This window comes from Mycobacterium spongiae, from assembly GCF_018278905.1.
In the GTDB taxonomy this organism is placed as follows: domain Bacteria; phylum Actinomycetota; class Actinomycetes; order Mycobacteriales; family Mycobacteriaceae; genus Mycobacterium; species Mycobacterium spongiae.
The window spans coordinates 5,277,773-5,299,002 of record NZ_CP046600.1 but is presented as its reverse complement, the minus strand read 5'-3'; the positions used below and the strand labels follow the sequence as shown (position 1 = coordinate 5,299,002).

Below are 21,230 nucleotides of genomic sequence, written 5' to 3'. Positions count from 1 at the left end.
TTTCGCTACCTGTAGCGGGAGTGCAGAGTAATTTGACGCTCACGTAGGTTTTGTGTACGGGGACGGTCGCCGTGTCCCGCGCAATCAGCCGCCCGTTTGGGCTTGGCGAGGAAGGTGTGCCCATGAACTTCTCGGTGTTGCCTCCAGAGATCAACTCCATGCGGTTATTCGCCGGGGCAGGTCCCGGTCCGATGTTGGCGGCTGCGTCGGCCTGGGACGGGCTGGCCTCCGAATTAAGCTCGGCGGCAGAGTCTTTCGGCTCGGTGACCTCTGGGTTGGCCGGTCAGGCGTGGCAGGGTCCGGCGTCGTTGGCGATGGTGACGGCGGCGGCGCCTTACCTGGGTTGGTTGGCCGCGGCGGCATCGCAGGCTTCAGGGGCTGCGACGCAGGCCAAAGCGGTGGTCAGCGTGTTTGAGTCGGCGGTGGCTGCAACTGTGCATCCAGTAGTGGTGGCCGCGAATAGGTCTGGCTTCGTGCGACTGGTGGTGTCGAACCTGTTAGGGCAGAACGCGCCGGCGATTGCCGCGCTGGAGGCCGAGTACGAGGCGATGTGGGCACAGGATGTGGCCGCGATGGTTGGCTACCACAGCGGGGCGTCGGCTGTGACCTCGGCCTTGACGCCGTTTGTACAACCGCTCAAGAATCTGGCGGGCGTGGTGGCCGCTGCGCCGGCGGCCAGCGCGGCCCTGCCTGCTGCCACGGTAAGGACGTTTGACTTTGCCGTGGGCTTGGCCAACGTTGGCTCTAACAACCTGGGTATGGGAAACGTTGGTTTTGGCAACATCGGTAACGCAAACTCGGGTATATCCAACTTGGGTTCCGGGAACTTCGGCAATTACAACGTTGGTTTTGGAAATCTAGGTAGCTCGAACATTGGGTCCGCCAACGCGGGCAGCGGCAATTGGGGCTTTGCGAACACGGGCAACAATAATATCGGGATCGGTATCACGGGGAGTAACCAAATCGGGATCCCGCTGGGCCTCTTTACGAATAACATCGGCTTGTTTAACTCCGGCAATGGAAATGTAGGCTTCTTTAACTCTGGCACTGGAAATTTTGGCCTGTTCAACTCCGGCAGCTACAACACGGGCATCGGCAATTCGGGAACGGCTAACACGGGGTGGTTCAACGCCGGTCTTTTCAATACGGGCAACGTTAACGTGGGTACCTCCAACACGGGCAGCTACAATGTGGGCAATTTCAACACGGGCGATGTCAACCCGGGCTCGGTGAACACGGGTAGCTTTAACATTGGCAGCACCAACACTGGGTTTCACAATTGGGGCAACACCAACACCGGCGCTTTCAACGTGGGGAACAGCAATAACGGCTTCTTCTTCACTGGGAATGGACAGGGTGGCATTACCGTCAGAATCAGCACGCCCGATATTACATTGCCGCCGGTAAACGTCCCCGCGATCCCCATTTCTGGTTTCAGCTTGCCCGAGATAGATATTCCGTCTATCAATATTCCAGCTGGGGAGACGCCAGCGAATATTGTCGTGGGTGGGTTTAGTCTACCGCAGTTGACGATTCCGTCTATCAATATTCCGGCGGGACAGACGCCGGCGATCGATGTGGGTGGGTTTGGTTTGCCGCAGTTGACTATTCCGTCGATAACTATTCCGGGCGGGGAGACGCCGGCGAATATTGTTGTGGGTGGGTTTGGTTTGCCGCAGTTGACGATTCCGTCGATCAGTATTCCGGCGGGACAGACGCCGGCGATCGATGTGGGTGGGTTTAGCTTGCCGGAGTTGGCTATTCCGTCGATCGGTGTGCCGGCCTTCACCACGCCTGCCGTTGATGTGGGTGGGTTTGGCTTGCCGGAGTTAACGATTCCGTCGATTAGTGTTCCGGCCTTCACTACGCCAGCCATCGGTGTGGGTGGTTTTAGCCTGCCCGAGATAACGACCCCCACTATATCGGTGCCTGCGATAAGTCTACCCGAGATAACCATACCGCCGTTCGAGACGCCCGACATAGTGGTCACTGGCTGGAGCCTGCCGTCAGTCACGATTCCGCAGATAAATATTCCTCAGATACAACTGCCGAATATCAGCGTTCCCGGCGGCGGTCAAACATTAATTACGCTGGACACCAGTAACATTGTTGCGCCCACCTATCGCATTGATCTTGAAACGTTCAATATCAACGCGATTTCATTCGGCTTCAGCACCCAAGGCTTTATCGGAGCGTTCAGCTTCCCCAGCATCAGTATCGGCGCACTGACCCTGCCGACCCTCAGCATCAGCAACAATGGTGGCGACTACACGATCCCGTCCGTCGGGCTGGGCGCCTTCAGCATCCCGTCTCTCACCATTCCGGCCATCAGCCTTGACGCGTTCACCTTGCCCGAGGCCAGCGTGCCGGCGTTTTCCACGCCGGCATTGACGATTCCGTCGATCGGCATCGACACGTTCACGTTGCCCGAGCTAGCCGTGCCGGCGTTTTCCACGCCGGCGTTGACGATTCCGTCGATCAGCATCGACACATTCACGGTGCCGCAGGTCAGCGTGCCGGGGTTTGCGACGGCGCCGTTGACGATCCCGTCGATAGGCATTGACCAGTTCACGTTGCCGCAGGTGAGTGTGCCTGGGTTTGCGACCGCACCGTTGACGATTCCGCCGATCGGGATTGCGCAGTTCACGTTGCCGCAGGTGAGTGTGCCTGGGTTTGCGACCGCACCGTTGACGATTCCGCCGATCGGGATTGACCAGTTCATGTTGCCGCAGGTGAGTGTGCCTGGGTTCGCCACGGCGCCCTTGACCATTCCGCCGGTCGGCATCGGCCCCTTTAGCCTGCCCGCCCTCAATGTCCCGAGCATCAACCTGCCCGGCACCACCATCATGCAATTCCAGATCCCACCAGCACCCGGCTTCTTCAACACCACCGACACCCCCACCTCGTCGGGCTTCTTCAACACCGGCGTCGGAAATAGCTCGGGCTTCTTCAACAACGGGAACGCCGTTTCTGGCTTCTTGACCGGCAATCCGTTGGGACTCATCTCTAGCTCCGGCTTCAACGTCTTCGGCGAAGGTTCCTCTGGACTATCGAACTTGGGCAGCGGCGTTTCGGGCTACAACAACATCGGCACGTTGCCCTTCAACGTGAACAGTGTGGTGTCGGGCTGGGAGAACATCGGGTTCTACCTCTCCGGCTTGTTCCTCCAGGGCACCACTATCTAGCCGGCCGGCACGCGGGCGCCACCGCGGAACCCGGCACGGCGAGCGTCACGCGTAGCTGCAAACGCTCGATCGGTCGCATGGTTCGCCGAAGGTGACTAGAAGCCAGCGCCGGACGCGTCGACAATGCGGGTGCTATTGACATCGGCAGGCGCACCGGACCCGCCGACGTGGTTGCACCAGGTTCAGGGGTTGCCGCCTGCTCCGCCGGCGCCGCCGGCGCCGCCCGTGCCGCCCGTGGTGAGGGCCGGCGCACCGGTCGGGCCGTTGCCGCCGGTACCGGGCTGCCCGCTGTCAACGATGCTAATAGCCCCGCTCCCGGGGCCGCCGTTGCCACCGGTTCCGCCGGTACCGCCGGTGCCGCCTGGCCGAGAGCCGGAGACGATGCTTCCAGGCAGGCCCTGGCCGCCGGTGCCACCGGCCCCGCCCGTGCCGCCGTTGCCGCCGCGGCCGTCGGTGCCGGTGCCGCCAACACCGCCGGTGCCGCCCGTGCCGCCATTGCCAGCGGCCCTGCCCGCGTCAGCGTCGGAGCCGTTTCCGCCGTTCCCGCCGCGCCCGCCGTCGCCGCCCGAGCTACCGGTGCCGCCAACACCGCCGGTCCCGCCGCGACCGCCTCCCACGCCTTCCCCGGTGCCGGGCCTGTCGAGGCCGCGCCCGCCGGTGCCGCCAGTGCCGCCGTCACCCCCGGCGCCGACGGCGCCGCCGGTGCCGCCGTCGCCGGTCGCGCCGGGGGTGGAGCCCTTTCCGCCAGCGCCACCGTCACCGCCCGCGCCGGCCGGGCCGCCGTTCCCGCCGTTGCCGCCGGTGCCGCCGGTGCCGCCGGGAGCGGCGGAGGCGCGGTCGGCGCCGTTCCCGCCGTTCCCGCCGCGCCCGCCGACGCCGCCATCGCCGCCGGTCCCGCCGGTGCCGCCATCGCCGCCAACGCCCTGACTACCGGGACTGTAGCCCGTCGCCGACGTTGCCCCACCGAAGCCGCCGTTACCGCCTGCCCCGCCCGTCCCACCGGCAATACCAGTGCCGCCGGTGTGCCCGTGGCCGCCTTGCCCGCCGGGCTGCGTATTGTTGTTGCCAGCTGAGCCGGTGGTGCCGGCACCGCTGGCGCCACCCTTGCCCCCCTTGCCACCGGCCCCGCCGTCAGCGCCGTCGCCGGCAAGCCGTCCGCCGTTGCCGCCTTTTCCGCCTTCACCGCCGGTCCCGCCAGTTCCGCCCTTCCCGCCGATCTGGGTGTCGTCGCCGCCGGCCCCGCCGTTGCCGCCAACTCCGCCAGCACCGCCGTTACCCCGCGATCCGCCCCACCCGCCGTGTCCCCCGGCACCGCCGGTTCCGCCCTTCCCACCGATCTCGGAGCTGTCAGCCCCGTGGGCGCCGTCGCCGCCGCGTCCGCCGTCCCCGCCGCTGCCGTGGCCGCCGATCCCGCCGGTCTCACCCGGGGTCGAACCCTTACCACCGGCTCCGCCAGCACCGCCGAGACCAGCGTCACCGCCGATGCCGCCGTTACCGCCAGCGCCACCGTTCACCGCGAAAGTCGGGTCGCCGTCGGCGCCAGCTCCGCCGTTACCGGCGACTCCACCGGTCCCGCCCTCGCCGCCGTCCCCGCCGGCGCCTTGGATCCCATCGGAGAACGTGGGTGCCTGAGCTATGCCGCCCTTGCCGCCGGTTCCGCCGCCACCGCCGGTTCCGCCCTTTCCACCGTCACCACCGGGACCGCCGTTCAGGTTGCCGGCAGGGTCGCCAGCGAACCCATCACGGCCATTGCCGCCGTTCCCTCCCGTACCGCCGGCCCCGCCGGTGCCGCCGTCGCCACCGTCACCAGCGATAGCTCCACCCATGCCGCCCGTACCGCCGTTCCCGCCAGACCAGCCGGTGATTCCGTCCCCACCGGGTTGTCCCGGCGCGTTGATCGTAATGCCGTTGTCACCGCGTCCGCCTTTACCACCGTCGCCGCCATCTCCGCCATTGCCGTGCGACCCGCCGTTGCCACCCTTCCCACCTGTACCGCCAGTATTGGCAACGGCGTCACCGCCGTCACCGCCGTCACCACCGTTGCCGCCACTGGTGGGGTTAAAGCCGTTCGCGCCGTCCCTACCTGGGGTGAGACCGCTACCACCGGTCCCGCCGGTCCCACCGGCACCGGGGTTACCGCCGTTACCGCCGTTGCCGCCGTCAGCGCCGGAGCCCGCGATCGCATCGAACCCCCTACCGCCGTCACCGGCCGCCCCGCCGGCACCACCGTCGCCGCCGGCACCGCCGTCACCCTGCTGACCGTCGCTGAACCCAGCCGCCTGCGCGGCACCGGCCGCCCCACCATCACCGCCGACACCCCCGCCACCACCAGCGCCGCCGGAACCACCGTCGCCGCCGTGGGGCTGGTTCCGGCTCTGGCCGGCAGCGCCTTGTACACCGCGACCGCCATCGCCACCGTCTCCAGCAGACCCGCCATCGCCACCGCTGCCGCCATGGCCGGCTTCGGCCCCGCCCATGCCGCCGGCCCCGCCCTTACCGCCATCGCCACCGTGACCGCCGGCGCCGCCAGCCGGGAATCTGTTAAATAGCCCAAGACTGCCGTCGCGGCCTTCGCCTCCGGCGCCGCCGTCACCACCGTTGCCGTACAAGCCACCGTCGCCGCCCTTGCCGCCGTCACCACCGGAGCCGCCGTCGGTACCTCCAAAGGGGTTAAACACCGCGGCCTTGCCGTGGCCGCCGGCACCACCACTACCACCAGCGCCGAAGCGCCCGCCCTCGCCGCCGTCACCGCCCTTGCCGCCGTCGCCGCCGAACTCGGTGGCGTCAGCACCCCGGCCACCCGCGCCGCCGTCACCACCGCTGGTGGAATCCACGCCGTCGATGCCCTGAGCGCCGGTGGTCAGGCCGCTACCGCCGGCCCCACCGACACCACCCATACCCGTGTCGCCGCCACGCCCGCCGTTGCCGCCACCGCCATCGCCGCCGCCACTAAACGTGCCGGCCGCGCCATCACCTCCATCACCAGCAGCACCGCCGGCGCCACCGTCACCGCCGGCACCGCCGGCACCCTCACCGCCCAGGAAGCTGATCAGACCGCCCTTGCCGCCAGCGCCACCGACGCCACCCGCCCCGCCATTGCCGCCATCGCCGCCGCTGCCGCCCACACTGCCCGCGGCGACCGCGTTCGCACCGGAACCACCCGAACCACCGGCCCCGCCCAGACCGCCGAGGCCGCCAGCCCCACCTGGGCCAATCAACCAGCCGCCGCGACCGCCGTCGCCGCCATTGCCGGCGTCACCGCCGTCACCGCCGGAATGGCCGACCACACCTGACACACCGTCGCCACCGTGGCCTCCAACGCCGCCATGCCCTCCGGCACCCCACATCCCAGCTGCACCACCGGTACCGCCATCGCCCCCGACACCGCCGACCGGCCCGGTCCCACCGGCGCCGCCGGCACCGCCGTCGCCGTACACCAGGCCGCCGATACCGCCGTCGCCACCGGCACCAGCGGTGCCGATGCCCGCCATGATGCCGCCGTTACCACCGGCGCCACCACTACCAAACAGCCGGGCATTGCCGCCATCGCCGCCGGCGCCGCTTCCTTGCCCCCCGACACCGCCCGCACCGCCGACAGCACCATTGCCGATCAGCCCGGCCGCACCGCCATTGCCGCCGACGCCCCCAGGTCCCATCGCCGATGCGCCCCCGACACCTCCAATGCCGCCGTGGCCGTACAGCATGCCGGCGTTTCCGCCGGTCCCGCCGACACCCCCACCGAGACCGGCCCCGTCCCCGCCGTCCCCGCCGGCACCGCCGGCACCGATGAACCGGGCAAACCCGCCGGCCCCGCCGGCACCTCCACTCAACATTCCCTGGCCGCCGGCGCCCCCGGCGCCGCCGTTGCCGTACAACCAACCGCCACGACCGCCGGCCCCGCCGGCTGCGCCGTTGCCTGACGCACCGGCTGCACCGCCGATGCCGCCGGCGCCGCCGTTGCCGAACAGCCCCGCTTCCCCGCCAGCACCACCGGCCTGCCCAGCCCCACCGGAACCACCATTTCCGCCGTTACCGAACAGCAGTCCGCCGGCCCGGCCGGCCTGACCGGTACCGGGCGCCCCGTGTGCACCGTCGCCGATCAGCGGGCGGCCCAAGAACGCCTGCGTGGGCGCATTCACCGCGTCCAGTACCGTCTGCTGCGCGTTGGCAGCCTCGGCAGCCACATAGGCACCCGCACCCGCACCGAGCGTCTGCACGAACTGCTCCTGAAAGACCGCCACCTGCGTACTGATCGCTTGATACTGCTGGGCGTGCGTGTCGAACAACGCCGCGATCGCCGCCGACACCTCATCGGCACCAGCGGCCAACACCTCCGTCGTCGAGGCCGCCGCCGCCGCGTTTGCTGCCCTCAGGGAGGCACCAATTCTGGTCATATCCGAAGCCGCACCCGCTACCAACTCCGGCGACACACTCACGAACGACATCTCGCACCCCTTAGCCGCCCAGCGCACGGCTGGACCTGCAACGAATAGACCGATTGATACTTCTGAACGCACCCAGGTAGACACCTGACGAGCAACGTTGGACGCGCGTCAATTTTGTGCAACATGTGACGACAGGCGCGACGACAAACGGCCCATCAATTGCCCAAAAACTGTGCAACATGCACAGGTGCGCGAGTATGCGCAGTGTCGGTCGGTGGAAACCCTCACCGCCGGCACGCGGTGCGGTGCCGCCTATGCCGCCGATGCCGCGGGTGCGGTTGGAGTCGCCGGCCTCTCCTTCGCTTCACGCGTGACTTCGGCGCCGGGCGAGCCGAGAATCCCGTTGTTGCCGGTACCGCCGTGCCACCGCCACTGCCCGCAGCTGCCGCCATGGACTAGGGGCTCGGGTAAAAGGTTCTCAATCGAAGTGGCGCGCAGTACCGCCGCCAATGTCGAAGGAATCTCGTGAAACGCGAACTGCCGGCCAATGCACGCCCGGGGGTCGGTCCTAAATGGCTTATACGTGGCGCGAATTTGCGCAAGTTTTCGGGCAGGAAACGGTCCGGGTCGAACTCATCAGCATCAGAACCCCATGCGTTCGTGCGGTAGGCGGGACAGTGCGGTATCGGGCTGGGAGAAAATCGCAACCGCGAAAGTGGTCCTGGTAGAGCGGTGCGACGGTGCCATCGCTCGACCGTGTCAGCCTGGCTTGTGTGCGGTCAGCAGGTAGGCGGGAAACTTCAACCTGCCCTTCTCGTCGCGATCGTGCGGCGGGGACTCAAACGGTGTCCCGGGCATCATCGGCACATTGGCATGGATGAAAGCAGGCCGAATCTCGTCGATCTGCCAATACTTGCTCACTGCGGCCCGCAACTCGTCCTCATCGACTTCATTCGGCTTGATGTCCAGCTCGGCGGGGAAGGCCCCTTTGGCAAAGACCAGCACGTACAACGTGGCGCCCGGCGCGGCCGCGCGGTACACCGATGCGAGATAGCCGTCGCGGCCATCGACCGGCAGCGAGTGAAACAGCGTGCTGTCGATCACCGTGGCGAATCGGTCTTTCGAGCCGGCGGGATAGTCGGCAAATGAGGTGATGTCGGCCTGCGCGAAGCTGGCCGTACTCAGCCCGCGTTCGTCGGCGGCTTTGGTGGCAGCGGCTATCGCTGTCGGCGTGATGTCGAGGCCGACCACCGTATAGCCGTCAGCGGCCAGAGCCAACGACAACTCGGCGAATCCACACCCGGCGTCGAGCACATCACTGCGGATCTTCCCGGCCGCGATCAAGGCAGCCAGTTCTGGCTGGGGCTCACCAATATTCCATGGCGGCGGTCCCTCGAAACCCCCTTGCTCGCGGTAGGCGCTGTCCCAATCCATCACCTCGTCCGTCATGATTTCAACCTACGCGCCGCTAGGTGGGCCAGGTATGCACAGGCTCGTTAGCGTGCATGTACTCGCAGTACCGTTGCAGCATCTCGGCTAGCGCCGCCGGCCTGGCCAGCCCGCGGTCTTGCAGGGAGCGCACGGTGGACACTTGCCAACGCGCACCGTTGCAGCCGGTTTCCGCGCGACCCTGGATGACACCCAGAAACCGGTCTCGGACCTCCGCGTCGACACCCCACCGACGCAGGCCCTCCTGTGCCATCGGTAGCAACGTGTCCAACACCAATTCCTGCGTCGTGACCTCGCCAAGGCCCGGCCAGTGCAGCCGAGCATCCATGCCGTATCGGGCGGCTGCCAGGAAATTTTCGTGCGCGGCGGCAAAGCTCATCTGCGTCCACAGGGGGCGGTCCGCTTCGGACATGCTGCGCAGCGCGCCGTAATAGAAGGCCGAATTCGCCAGCATGTCAACAACCGTCGGCCCGGCGGGCAGCACCCGGTTCTCCAATCGCAAATGCGGCCGCCCATTGACAACGTCGTACACCGGCCGATTCCATCGGTACACCGTGCCGTTGTGCAGCCGCAGTTCCGAGAGCTGCGGGCTGCGTCCAGCCGCGAGTTCGGCGACGGGATCCTCGGCGGACACTTCGGGCAGCAGGCTGGGGAAGTAGCGGAGATTCTCTCTGAAAAGGTCGACTATCGAGGTGATCCAACGTTCGCCGAACCACACTCGAGGCCGCACCCCTTGCGATATCAACTCCTCGGGGCGGGTGTCGGTGGACTGGGTGAACAGCTCGATGCGGGTTTCCGACCACAGTTGGTGGCCGAAGAAGAACGGCGAGTTCGCGGCCAGAGCCAGCTGCGGTCCGGCCAGTATCTGCGCCGCGTTCCAATTGGCCGGAAAATCCGCCGGGGAAACCTGCAAGTGCAATTGCATGCTGGTGCAGGCGGATTCGGGTGCGATGGATGCGGCGTGCCAGGTCAGCGGCTCCGGGCCGGCGATGTTAATGGGAATGTCTTCGCCGCGGGCGCGGAAGATGGACGCGTTAAGGGCTGCATACCGCGTCGACTCGCTCATCCAGCCATCGGTCAGGTGTTCCGGCATCAGGGTGGGCAGTATGCCGATCATGACGATGTGCGCCCCGCCGGAATTAGCTTTGGTTTCGGCATGGTTGAGGCTGGCACGAACTTCTGCTTCTAGCGCCAGGCCGGTATGTCCTGGCAAGGGGCGGGGTGGCACGTTGAATTCGATGTTGTAGGCGCCCAATTCGGTCTGATAGGCCGGATCGGCGATGGCGTCGAGCACCAAGCGATTCGACATGGCTGGCTGGTAGTCAGCGTCGACAAGGTTGCATTCGATCTCCATGCCGGTGAGCCGGCGGTCGCAATCGAAGTTGGACCGCGCAAGCATCGTCTCGAAGACGTCCAAACACAGCTGCACCTTGCGCCGGTATTCCCGGCGCTGTTCGCGGTTATACGTGGTGCGCCCGACCTCTTCCCCCACATCGCCGATGCAACAGGTTTACTGGCCACAACGCAAGTGGTCGCGAGGGTAGCCGCGGACCGTTCGAGGGGGTAGACCATCATGGACGATTACATGCAGTGTCTGAAGTCACCCGAGGAGCGCAGTTGGCCGAGTTCCCTGATTTCATAGCCGCCATCGACCAGGGCACCACCAGTACCCGCTGCATGATCTTCGATCACGACGGTGCCGAGGTGGCCCGCCACCAGCTTGAGCACGAGCAGATCCTGCCCCGGGCCGGTTGGGTAGAGCACAACCCCGTCGAGATCTGGGAGCGCACCGCGTCGGTGCTGATCTCCGTGCTCAACTCCGCTAATCTTTCGTCGAAAGATATTGCAGCGCTGGGGATTACCAATCAACGCGAGACGACGCTGGTCTGGAACAAGCGCACCGGCAGGCCTTACTACAATGCGATTGTCTGGCAGGACACCCGCACCGACCGCATTGCATCGGCACTGCAGCGAGACGGTCATGGCGAGGTGATCCGCCGCAAGGCGGGCCTGCCGCCGGCCACCTACTTCTCCGGCGGAAAGCTGCAGTGGATCTTGGACAATGTCGACGGGGTGCGCGCGGCCGCGGAAACCGGCGATGCCTTGTTCGGCACCCCAGATACCTGGTTGTTGTGGAATCTGACCGGCGGTCCCCGCGGGGGAGTGCACGTCACGGATGTCACCAACGCCAGCAGGACCATGCTGATGGATCTCGAGACGTTGGACTGGGACGACGAGCTGCTGTCGTTGTTCTCCATACCGCGGGCGATGCTGCCGGCTATCGCGCCGTCGTCTCCCCTGGAGCCGTATGGCGTCACCGCCGAAACCGGGCCCGTCGGAGGCGAGATTCCGCTGACTGGTGTGCTCGGCGACCAGCATGCAGCGATGGTCGGTCAGGTCTGCCTGGCGGCGGGGGAAGCCAAAAACACCTACGGGACCGGCAATTTCCTGCTCCTGAACACCGGCGAAACGATCGTGCGATCCAACAACGGCCTGTTGACAACGGTCTGCTACCAGTTTGGAAACGCCAAACCCGTCTACGCTCTTGAGGGTTCGATCGCGGTGACCGGCTCGGCGGTGCAGTGGCTCCGCGACCAGCTGGGTATCATCAGCGGCGCCGCGCAGAGCGAGTCGCTGGCCCGTCAGGTCGCCGACAACGGCGGGGTGTACTTCGTGCCGGCGTTCTCGGGGCTGTTCGCCCCGTACTGGCGTTCCGATGCCCGCGGAGCAATCGTGGGATTGTCACGGTTCAATACCAACGCGCACGTGGCCCGTGCGACGCTGGAGGCGATTTGTTACCAGAGCCGCGACGTGGTCGACGCGATGGAAGCGGACTCCGGCGTGCGGCTGGAGGTCCTGAAAGTCGATGGTGGCATCACCGGCAACGACCTGTGCATGCAGATCCAGGCTGATGTGCTCGGCGTAGACGTGGTGCGGCCGGTCGTCGCCGAGACGACAGCGCTGGGTGCGGCCTACGCGGCGGGTTTGGCGGTCGGGTTCTGGGCCGATCCCTCTGATCTGCGGGCCAACTGGCAAGAAGACAAGCGGTGGACGCCGACGTGGACCGCCGACGAGCGTGCCGCTGGATATGCGGGTTGGCGCAAGGCGGTACAGCGGACTCTCGATTGGGTCGACGTGTCCTAGCACCCGCTTGGTGGGGGTGCGGTGCCGCGTTCGGTCGCGGTGGACACGGCCGCGAAGGATCGCCGCACGACGCTTTCATCCAGTTTGACGGGATATTGTCTGGTCGCTGCCACTGAAACCTTCGCAAATAGCGGCGCAACCCCATGGCCATCCGGAAAATCCGGCTATATTCTAAATTAACAGTTCACCTAGATTTCTAAATTCAAAGTTTGCCTAGATTAGGCCCTAATTTGCACTCCAATATTAAATCGTCGTGAGAAAATTCTCACCCAACATTCTCGATGTAACTGCTAATCTTGGGCCATCGAAGCCAACGGATAAAACAACCATCCGTAAATCCGGCTAAACCAAATTCAGGAGTCGAGTGTGTTATCAACAACGTGGGCGGAAGAGACAACAAAAAATTGCTACGGAGTCAGCAGACACCGTGGCAGTCACTCCCGGCCTTGGAGGATAGGCAATGGGCTACTACTTGATCGGGTTTGGGACCTTGGAGCGAGATTTCCCCACGCCACTGCTGCTTCCTTTGTGAATGAGCAGGGGCAAGTCACTGAGTCAATGAGTCGCGCTGACGTGGTGGCTGATATTGGCGAAGTGGCCGTTTTCTTGCGGCGGCGTTGCGCTCTGGCGCCTGGTGATCGGGTGCTGTTGGCGTATCCGCCGGGTCTTGATTTCGTGCGGGGTCTCATCGGTTGCCTTGCTGCCGGGGTGGTGCCCGTCCCGGTCTATCCACCGGACCCGCTCAACCCCCAAAAAACCGTCGACGAATTCCTTCGGATCGCGGCCGACTGCGGCGCGAAGGCGGTACTCACAGACCGCACCTATGCCGCGGCCCGTCAGCTGAACGAGGTCGCCTGGCCCGCAGATCCTCCTTGGTATGTGACGCCGCGGGCAAGCCGTTTCGGCGGGACACGCATGTCAGGCTTCGTCCCCTCGGTGGTTTCGGACTGGACCCCCACCGCGGATACGGTGGCCTTGCTGCAATACACGTCGGGTTCCACCGGAGCGCCCAAGGGTGTGATACTCACCCACGGCAACCTGGCGCATCAGCTCGATCTGCTCCGGGACCGGCTGGGGATGGGTCTGGGTAGTCGGTCGGTCGCTTGGGTGCCCCCCTATCACGACTTGGGCCTCATCGGCGTGATCTTGGGCGCGGTGGCCGGCGGTAGCGAGCTCACCATGATGTCGCCGTTGAGCTTCATCCAGCGACCCGCATTGTGGTTTGAGCTCATGGACCGTGTGCGTGCTACTCACACCGCGGGCCCCAACTTCGGCTACGAGTTGGCGGTGCGGAAAACCACCGCTGAACAGCGCGCCGGCTGGGACTTGAGCTCGCTGCAGATGGTGCTCAGCGGTGCTGAGCCGGTGCGTGCAGACACCACCCGACGCTTTTTGGAGGCCTTCTCGGTGTCCGGGCTGCGTCCGGAGGCGTTTTGCCCGTCCTATGGTCTTGCCGAACACACTGTGGCTGTGAGCCTGTTCGGGCGCTCGAGCGTGCGGGTGCAGCAGGATCTGCTGGCAACGCAGCGGCGGGCGGTTCGGGGAGAAGGCTCGGACAGTCAGGTCTTGCTGGGCTGCGGCGTGCCGACCGATGACGTGGATATCCGCATCGTTGACCCGGAGCTATGTGTTCCGCTGGCCGAAGGGCGGGTCGGGGAGATTTGGGTCGACTCGCCGAGCAAAGCCGCGGGCTATTGGGGGATGGCGGAGCAGAGCCGGGCCATCTTCCAGGCCCGGCTGGCCGGGACTGACGGGGACCGCGGCTACCTGCGAACCGGGGATCTGGGTTTTATCCACGATGGCGAGCTATACGTGTGCGGCCGCATCAAGGATCTGCTCATCTTGGGCGGTCGCAACATCCACCCCCAAGATATCGAGGACGCCCTGCGCGATTGCCACGAAGCGATCAGAGCTGGCGGTATCGCGGCCTTTTCGATCGATGACAGCAACGCCGAGGCCCTTGCGGTGCTCGTGGAGGTACATGCCGACACTTCGCAACAGGTGTTGTCCAGTGTGGTTGATGCCGTGCGGGCGACCGTCTTGCGAAGCCACCAGCTGCAGTGCTCGGTGGTGGTGGTGGGGCCGCCAGGTAGCGCGAACAAGACCACCAGCGGCAAGTTGCAGCGTTCCCGATGCCGCGCTCGCTTGCTCGACGGCAGCCTGCAAGCCCAGGCGCTGTTGGTTGAGGGCTACTCCGAGGACCGACATAGTGGCGCCGCGCCCCCGGCCGCACCGGAGAAACGAAGACCTTCCGGTAGGCCGGTCTCGACCATCCCGGGAAGCGACACGCCGTCGGCAGATGAGCTGCGCTCCACGGTGCGTTCCCAGCTGGCTGCGGTCTTGGGGATCGCCGTTGCCGATATCGACGTTGATCAACCCCTGGGTGGCCTTGGCATCAACTCGCTCGGGGTCGCCGAGCTCTCCTCGCGTCTAAGCCAGGAGTTGGACACCGAAGTCCGTGCGGTGGATGTCATCAACCACCCCACGGTCGGGGATTTGGCGACGATGCTGAGCCGGCGTGGCTCGCACGGGCGACAGCCGCAGGAAGCCAGGGGTGCGGCGCGGTGATCGGGGCTGGACGTGCAGGGGTTGCGGCGGTGGCGCAACCGATCAACCAGGGTGCAGCGACGATTGATGCTGACGAGCCCATTGCGATTATCGCGATGGCTTGTCGCACGCCTGGAGGTGTCGCCGACCCCGAGGGCTACTGGTCGTTGCTTGATGACGGTCGCGATGCCATCGGAGCATTTTCCGACCGTTGGGATGCGCAAACCCTTTTCGATCCGGATCCGGATGCGGTGGGCAAGACCTATTCCCGTGAAGGCGGATTCGTATCTGATGTGGAGTCCTTTGATGCCGAATTCTTCGGAATCTCACCGCGCGAAGCAATATCCATGGACCCGCAACAACGACTGGTGCTCGAAGTGGCATGGGAAGCCCTGGAGCGCGCGGGCCTGCCTCCGGATTCTCTTGGTGGGTCGGCTACCGGGGTGTATCTAGGTGCCCAGTGCTCGGACTACGGACTCGATGCGATTTCGTTGGAGGAGTTGGACGGTTACCGCCTGACCGGACGGACTTCGAGTGTGCTGTCGGGGCGGGTGTCGTATCTGTGGGATTTGCATGGTCCGGCGATAACGGTCGATACCGCGTGTTCGTCGTCGTTGACGGCACTGCACTTGGCGGCTTCGGCCTTGCGCTCGGGCGAGTGCACCATGGCTTTGGCCGGTGGTGTCCAGGTCATGAGCACACCGTCGACGTTTGTGGAGTTCAGCCGCCTTCGTGGATTGGCCCCAGATGGCCGGTGTAAAGCGTTTTCGAATACGGCCGACGGTGCCGGTTGGTCGGAGGGCGCCGGGATCTTGGTGCTCAAACGGCTCTCGGACGCTCAACGCGCCGGCGATCAGGTATTGGCCCTGATTCGCGGCTCGGCGGTCAACCAGGACGGGCGCAGCATGGGGTTGACCGCCCCCAATGGGCCCGCTCAACAACAGGTGATCACCCAGGCCCTCGCCAACGCCGGGATCGGCCCGGATCAGGTTGATGTCATCGAGGCTCATGGCACTGGCACCCCGCTAGGGGATTCGATCGAAGCCGACGCACTGATGAAGGTGTTCGGGCCCACCCGCGACGCGCAACACCCGTTGTGGTTGGGCTCGTCGAAATCCAACATTGGCCACTCGCAAGCGGCCGCCGGTGTCCTGGGTGTGATGAAAATCGTGTTGGCCCTCCAACACGAGCGCTTGCCGAAAACTCTGCATGCCCAGACGCCCAACGAACAAATCGTCTGGGAAGACAGCGGACTCGCCCTTCTCCAACAGTCTCGACTCTGGCCCCATACCCACGCGCGGGTGCGCCGTGCCGGAGTATCTAGTTTCGGCATTTCGGGCACCAACGTGCACATGGTGCTCGAAGAAGCGTGCGCCCCTGCCGTTGAACCCGAGCTCGTGACCACAGAGCCACCCGCGGCGGGCACGCCGGTGTTGCGGGTGTGGCCGGTTTCGGCGCGTAGTGCTGGGGCTTTGTGTGCTCAGGCTGATCGTTTGGGTCGGTATGTGGGTGGTCATCCTGGTCTGGATTTGGGTGATGTGGCGTATAGCTTGGCCACGACTCGTACGCATCATCCGTATCGGGCGGTGGTTGTGGTCCCGGCTGATAGTGCTGATCCTCGTGCTGAGTTGTTGGCGGGGTTGGACGCGTTGGGTGATGGTCAATCTCATCCGGGGTTGATCCAGCATCATCAGCAGGGGGCGTTGGCGGGTAAGACGGTGTTCGTTTTTCCTGGTCAAGGGGCGCAGTACGCGGGTATGGCCGCGGGGTTGTATGCCGAGCATCCGGTGTTTGCGGCCGCGATTGATGAGTGTGATCAGGCGTTGGGTGTGTATACGGGTTGGTCGGTGCGTGGGGTGATTTGTGGTGATCCGGCGGCTCCGGCGCTGGATCGGGTGGATGTGGTCCAGCCGGTGTTGTTCGCGGTGATGGTGTCGCTGGCTCGAACACTGATCAGTTACGGGGTGAGCGCTGATGCGGTGGTGGGGCATTCCCAGGGTGAGATCGCCGCGGCTTATGTGGCTGGGGTGTTCTCGTTGAGTGAGGCCGCCAAGATCGTGGCGTTGCGTAGTGCGGCGCTTGGGGATCTGTCCGGGGCCGGGGGTATGGCGTCGGTGTTGCTGGGTGTTGATGAGCTGGGTCCGCGGTTGGGGCGTTATGGCGATGAGGTTGAGATCGCTGCGGTTAACGGTCCGACGCAGACCGTGGTTAGTGGCCAGTGCGCGGCGGTGGAGCGCTTCGTTGCTGATTGTGAGGCTGACAACGTCCAGGTGCGGCCGATCGCGGTGGATTACGCCTCGCATTGCTCTCAGGTGGAACCGTTGCGGCAGCGTCTTGTGGAGGATCTGGCGGGGCTGGCCCCGGCGCCGGCGCGTGTCCCGGTGTATTCCACGGTGGGTTCTATGGTGTCGGGTCAGCCGTTGGACACCACGGTGATGACCGCGGATTACTGGTATGCCAACCTGCGTGAGCGGGTCGGGTTTTATGACGTGGTGGCGGGGTTGTTGGCCGCTGGCGATCAGGTGTTTGTGGAGTTGTCGTCGCATCCGGTCCTGACCGCTGCGATCGCTGATGCGTGCAGTGATGGGGGTGGGCGCGGCGCCTCGGTGGTGGTTCCCACGTTGCATCGGGATCGCGGTGATCTGGATGCCTTGAGCACTGCGGTGGGTCGGCTGCATGTTCACGGTCATGTCCTGTCGTGGCCGGTGCTGTATCCAGGGGCCCAGGTGGTGCAGTTACCGACGTATGCGTTTCAGCGTCGTCGGTATTGGCTGACCCCGCGGTTGGGTGGTGATGTCAGCGGGGCCGGGTTGGACCGTGCGCAGCATCCGTTGTTGGGGGCGATTACCGCGTTGGCTGATCAAGATCAGGTTGTGGCCAGTGGTCGGTTGTCGATCGGGTCGCAGGGGTGGTTGGCCGGTCATCGGGTGGGTGGTGCGGTGGTGTTGGCGGGGGCCGCGTTGGTCGATGTGGTGTTGCAGGCCGGTGATTATGTGCATTGTCCGGTGATTGATGAGTTGGTTTTGCATGCCCCGCTGGTGCTTACCGACGACGCCCCGACCGATGTGCAGATCGTGGTGGCTGCCGCCGGTGAGGGTGGGCGGCGTTCGTTTACGGTGCATGCCCGCCGTGGTGATCATGACCGTGGTACGGGGTGGGTGCGTCATGCCAGCGGTGTGTTGGGTCCCGATCAGGGTCTTGCGGGTGGCTCTCCGGGCGCGGCGGTGCCTGTTGACGCTGTTGATGTCGACAGTTTCTATCAGCAGTTGGCGACCCATGGTTTGGAATACGGTTCCCTGTTTCGTTCGTTGCGCGGTATTGCTCATGATCCGGCTGATCCTGACCATGTTTACGCCGAAGTGGCGTTGCCGGCGGATACCGATATCACCGGTTATGGTCTTCACCCGGCGTTGCTGGATGCTGCGTTACAGCCCTTAGCGGTCATGCTCGGCGCCGGGACCGACGATGAGTCCGACCGGCCGTCGGCGCGGCTTCCGTTCGCTTTTACCGGGGTGTGTCTTTATGCCAGCGCGGCCACTCGGTTACAGGTGTGGTTGACCCGTACGGGCACCGACACTTTCACGTTGTATGGCGCTGATCCCATGGGCGCGCCGGTGATCAAGATCGACACCATCACTTTGCGGGCTGTGCCGGACACCGTGTCGGCGGGGGTCGCGGCATCGACGTCGGGTGCTGGCCCGTTGGAGCTGGGTTGGGTGGCTGCGCCCGATGGGTTGAGCGCTGATGTGTCCGACACGGTGTCGTGGGCGGTGCTCGGTGATGGGTGTGACGGGTTGCTCGCTGGTGTGGGTGACGTGGTGAGTTATCCCGATCTTGATGCGGTGACGTCGTTTCCGGAGTTGATGGTCTGGGGTATCCCTGCCACCGATGCGGCCGCGGCAGATGCGGCAGATGCGGTAGATGCTGTGGTGTTGGAGCGGGTCCATGGTGTGACCCAAGACACTTTGGCCAGGTTGCAGGACTGGCTGGCTCGTGCGGAAACCACCAGCACGCATTTGGTGGTGGTCACCCGCCATGCCGTCAGTGTCGGTGTGTATGACCGGGCGCCGGATCTGGCTCATGCGGCGGTGTGGGCGTTGCTGCACGTCGCTCAAAACGAGCATCCGGGCCGCATCACATTGATCGATACCGATACCAGCGCGGCCACTGCGGACCGGGTGACCGCGCTGATCGCCGCGGTGGGGTGTTCTTCGGCCGAACCCCACCTGGCGGTGCGTGATGGTGTGGTTTTCCTTCCGCGGCTATCCCCAGCTCGGGCGTTGACTGCGCCGCCAACACCGGATTGGCAGTTAATGACCACCGGTAAGGGGGACTTGGCCAATCTGGAGTTAACCCCGGTGCAGCCGGCCACCACGTTGGCCTCAGGGCAGATCCGGGTGCAGATCCGCGCTGCCGGATTGAATTTCCATGATGTGGTGGTCGCGTTGGGCGCGATCACCGATGAAGGCCTCGGTGTGGAAGCCGCTGGGGTGGTGATCGACACCGCCGATGATGTGGTGGGTGTTCAGCCCGGGGATGCGGTGATGGGGCTATTCCCCAACAACGCGTTTGCCCCGACCGCTATCACCGATCACCGCATGGTGGTGGCCGTCCCGTCGGGGTGGTCTTATTCGCAGGCGGCGTCGATACCGGTGGCGTTTTTGACCGCCTACACCACCTTGGTCGATATCGCGCAGCTGTGCGCGGGCCAGCGGGTACTCATCCACGCTGGCGCTGGTGGTGTTGGTCAAGCCGCTATCCAACTCGCGAGCCACCTCGGTGCGGAGGTGTTTGCCACCGCGCACCCCAGCAAGCATCACCTGCTGCGACACCTGGGAATCGGTGATGACCACATCGCGTCGTCGCGTGATCTGGACTTCGTTGAGAAGTTTTCCGCGCTCACCGGTGAGCGCGGGATGGATGTGGTGTTAAACAGTCTGCGCGGCGAGTTCGTGGACGCTTCGCTGCAGCTCCTGGGCTCTCAGGGGTGTTTCATCGAGATCGGTAAGACCGACGTCCGCGGGGCCGATGACATCACCGCGGCCCATCCCAATGTCGGCTACCACGTGTATGACCTGGCTACCATCCCGGCCCCACAGCTGCATCAAACCTGGCCCGCGTTGGTCGACATGCTCAACCGTGGGGTGCTCACCGCGCTGCCCACCACCAGTTACGGTCTGCTGCGCGCTGCCCACGCTTTCCGGGATATGAGCCAAGGCCGCCACAGCGGCAAGATCGTGTTGCTACCTCCCCCTGTTTTGGACCCGCAGGGCACGGTGTTGATCACCGGGGGCACCGGGACCCTGGGCGCGGTGTTCGCCGAACACCTCGTCACCACCCATGGTGTGCGTCATCTGCTGCTGACCTCACGCCGCGGCGCCAGCGCCCCCCACGCCGACGAGCTTGCCCAGCGCCTCACCGAACTCGGCGCTGACGTCAGGATCGCCGCGTGCGACAGCGCCAACCCCACCGAACTGGCCGCTCTGCTCGAGTCCATCCCCACCGAACATCGATTGACCGCGGTGGTACACACCGCCGTCGTGCTCGATGACGCGGTTGTCACCGAACTGACCCCCACCCAACTCGACACCGTGTTGGCCGCCAAAGCCGATGCCGCATGGCATCTGCACCACCTCACCCAACACCACGACCTGGCCGCGTTTGTGCTGTTCTCCTCCGTCGCGGCCACCCTCGGTGCCCCCGGCCTTGCCAACTACGCCGCCGCCAACGCCGTCCTCGACGCGCTGGCCCACCACCGCCACCACCACCAGCAACCCGCCACCAGCCTGGCCTGGGGTTACTGGCAAACCCCCTCCGGGATGACCGCGCATCTCGACACCCGCGATCAGACCCGTTTTACCCGCATCGGGATGACCCCGATCAGCATCGACCACGGCCTGGCCCTGTTCGATACCGCGCTGAGCTACCAACACCCCAATCTGGTCCCCGCCCCGCTCAACCCCACAGCGCTGGCAGCATTGGCCGAGCGCCACAGCCTGCCCCCGATGCTGTCGGCACTGATCACCAGCCGCCCCCACGCCGCAGCAGCTGACTCACGCGCGCTGACCACGCAGCTGGCCAACCTGACCCCCGAACAACAACGCGCCACCCTGACCAGCCTGGTCATCACCACCACCGCGCAGGTGTTGGCCCACCCCGATCCCCAGGCCCTCGACCCCGACCGGCCGTTTAAAGACCTCGGCATCGACTCCCTCAGCGCCCTCGAACTGCGCAACACGCTCTCGACACAAACCGGGCTGACCCTGCCAGCCACCCTCGCCTTCGACCACCCAACCCCCAACACACTCGCCGACCACCTCACCACCTCGCTCAGCGACAACAGCGAAAGCCGAGATGACGATGCACATGACGCCGAGATCCGTCGTCTCATTGCATCAATTCCGGTGCAAACCCTGAGAGACGAAGGAGTACTGGACATTCTTCTCGGAATGGTTGGCGATGGGTTCTCGTCCCATCAAGATCACAGCCGCCTCACTATCTCAGAAATGGATCTCGGTCA

At 65.2% G+C, this 21,230-nt stretch carries 5 protein-coding genes and 2 pseudogenes; 3 read left to right on the top strand and 4 right to left on the bottom strand.

Annotated features, from left to right (window positions below; all coding sequences use genetic code 11):
* Positions 1 to 122 precede the first annotated feature (122 nt).
* The gene (locus F6B93_RS21320) at positions 123 to 3,185 is read left to right on the top strand and encodes a PPE family protein (RefSeq protein ID WP_211696850.1); all 3,063 of its coding nucleotides are present in this window, start codon (positions 123 to 125) and stop codon (positions 3,183 to 3,185) included.
* Between the two features lie 182 nt (positions 3,186 to 3,367).
* Here F6B93_RS21320 and F6B93_RS21315 read toward each other — a convergent pair whose 3' ends face one another.
* The 4 genes and pseudogenes from F6B93_RS21315 to F6B93_RS21305 form a co-directional block, all read right to left on the bottom strand.
* On the bottom strand, positions 3,368 to 7,630 hold the full coding sequence (locus F6B93_RS21315; protein ID WP_211696849.1) for a PE family protein: 4,263 nt from the start codon (positions 7,628 to 7,630) through the stop codon (positions 3,368 to 3,370).
* Between the two features lie 432 nt (positions 7,631 to 8,062).
* A pseudogene (locus F6B93_RS23270) lies at positions 8,063 to 8,238 on the bottom strand (cytochrome P450); the annotation flags it as partial.
* A gap of 91 nt (positions 8,239 to 8,329) precedes the next feature.
* The gene (locus F6B93_RS21310; protein ID WP_211696848.1) at positions 8,330 to 9,019 is read right to left on the bottom strand and encodes a class I SAM-dependent methyltransferase; all 690 of its coding nucleotides are present in this window, start codon (positions 9,017 to 9,019) and stop codon (positions 8,330 to 8,332) included.
* Between the two features lie 19 nt (positions 9,020 to 9,038).
* Positions 9,039 to 10,511, bottom strand: coding sequence for a glutamate-cysteine ligase family protein (locus F6B93_RS21305; protein WP_211696847.1), 1,473 nt, complete (start codon positions 10,509 to 10,511; stop codon positions 9,039 to 9,041).
* Positions 10,512 to 10,636: 125 nt separating this feature from the next.
* On the opposite strand from F6B93_RS21305, the gene glpK reads away from it, so the two are divergent.
* Together glpK and F6B93_RS21290 are read left to right on the top strand one after the other, a co-directional pair.
* The gene (gene glpK, locus F6B93_RS21300; protein WP_425518480.1) at positions 10,637 to 12,163 is read left to right on the top strand and encodes a glycerol kinase GlpK; all 1,527 of its coding nucleotides are present in this window, start codon (positions 10,637 to 10,639) and stop codon (positions 12,161 to 12,163) included.
* A 453-nt stretch (positions 12,164 to 12,616) separates the two neighbouring features.
* Positions 12,617 to 21,030 (top strand): annotated as a pseudogene (locus F6B93_RS21290) (SDR family NAD(P)-dependent oxidoreductase); the annotation flags it as partial.
* Positions 21,031 to 21,230 lie beyond the last annotated feature (200 nt).